This is a genomic window from Mycobacterium heidelbergense (genome assembly GCF_050205645.1).
In the GTDB taxonomy this organism is placed as follows: Bacteria; Actinomycetota; Actinomycetes; order Mycobacteriales; family Mycobacteriaceae; genus Mycobacterium; species Mycobacterium heidelbergense_A.
On record NZ_JBNMQT010000053.1, the window covers coordinates 1 to 1,665 of the forward strand.

The following is a 1,665-nucleotide window of genomic DNA, read 5'->3' on the forward strand; positions in this document are numbered from 1 at the left end:
GGTCGTGACGACGCAGCCTCCGGTCGTCACGACGCATCGTCCGCCGCCCCCGCCGACGTCGACCCAGCCGCCGACCACCACGGCCATCACGACCACGCCTCCGCCGCCTACGACGACGACAACGACGCCGCCTCCGCCTACGACGACGACCACGACGACCACGACGGTGCCGATGACGACGGAGTGGATCCACGTTCCGCTGCTACCGGTGCCCATCCCGGTGCCGGTTCCGGCGAATCAGGCGCCGCAGACCCCGCAGGCCCCGCAATATCCCCAGTACCCGCAGCAGTACCCGGACTATTCGGGTGGCGGCGGCGCCCAGAACCCGTTCCTGAGCCCCGGCTATTAGCAAGACCCTTTGAGCCAAGTAACTCCAGCGGCGCGCGCAGCAGCACGCGCGTAGCGTTGAAGAAGCCCCGATTCGGGCCAGGGGCTGTCTTTTGAATGCCCTTTCGAAGATGCCGTCTTGCAGATGCGTCTTCGAGAGGCAGCGGAGGACTTGGAGGCTCAAATTTTGGAGATCGTTCTCGGGGTGTCGATGGCTCCCACGACGGTCCGCATGATCCTCATCGAGGGGCAGGCCGGCGACGGCGTGACCGTCGAAGAGGACGCCTTCGAGGTGGATGCGGGACCGGACTCGGCGGCTTCCGGGGTGGCGGACCAGGTGATCGGAGCCATCGTCGGCACCCGCGAAGGCGCCGCCGAGGGCGGCTACCGGCTGGCATCGACGGGGGTCACCTGGACGGACCCCGTCGAGGTCGCGGGGCTGCGCGATGCGCTCGCGCGCTGCGACGTCGGCGGCGTCATGCTGGTCTCCCCGCTGCTCGCCGCGGCCGCCTTGGCGCAGACAGTGGGTTCTGCGATCGACTACGAGCGCATCGCGATGCTGTTCGTCGAACGCGACGCCGCGACGCTGGCCGTCGTCGAGATTGCCGACGGCTCGATCGTCGAGCTGCATCGACGGGCCCTGGCGGGAGCGGGGGAGCCCGGCCGCCGGCACGCCGTCGCGGCCGAGCTGGCGGCGATGGTCGCCGGCCTGGACCCAACGGGGCCGCGGGCGGACGGCGTGTTCATCGTCGGCTGCGGGGTCGACATCGTCGGAATCAAGACCGTGCTCGACGCGGCGACCGCGCTGGACGTGATCGCGCCGGAAGAGCCGGACATGGCGCTGGCCCGCGGCGCGGCGCTGGCGTCGGCGAACGCGCCGTTGTTCGCGTCGTCGACGGCCGCCCTGGCTTATGCGCTCGATCCGGGCACCGGAGAGCTGAATCCCGGCGCGCTCGCCCCGACCTACCTCGACGTCAGCGGCAACGCCGCGTTGGGAGCCGATGCGCTGGCCTACAGCGCCCTGGACGACATCGCCGACCACGAGCCACGGCAGCGACGCCGGCCCATGCTGCTGGCCGGCAGCGCGCTGACGGCGGTCGGTGTTGCCGTGGCCGGGGTGGTGCTGGCTTCGCTGACGTCGGACACGCCGACGTCCGTTCTGCGGCACGACCCGGGGGTCAGCGTTGACACCCCGGTGCGGCAGGCGCCCGCCGAGGCACCCAGCCCGCCGCCGGAGGCGCAGTTGCCCGCGCCCAGCCCCGCGCCACAGGCGCCGCCCGCGGTGGCCGCGCCGCCGCCGCCCGCACCCGAGGTGGCCCCGCCCGCACCGCCTCTGGT

At 72.3% G+C, this 1,665-nt stretch carries 1 protein-coding gene and 1 pseudogene; both read left to right on the forward strand.

Features of this window, described 5'->3' with window-relative positions; genetic code table 11:
- A pseudogene (locus tag ACQI5H_RS24520) lies at positions 1–349 on the forward strand (Hsp70 family protein); the annotation flags it as partial.
- A gap of 165 nt (positions 350–514) precedes the next feature.
- On the forward strand, positions 515–1,665 hold a 1,151-nt coding region (locus tag ACQI5H_RS24525), incomplete at its 3' end, for a DUF7159 family protein (RefSeq protein ID WP_427081883.1).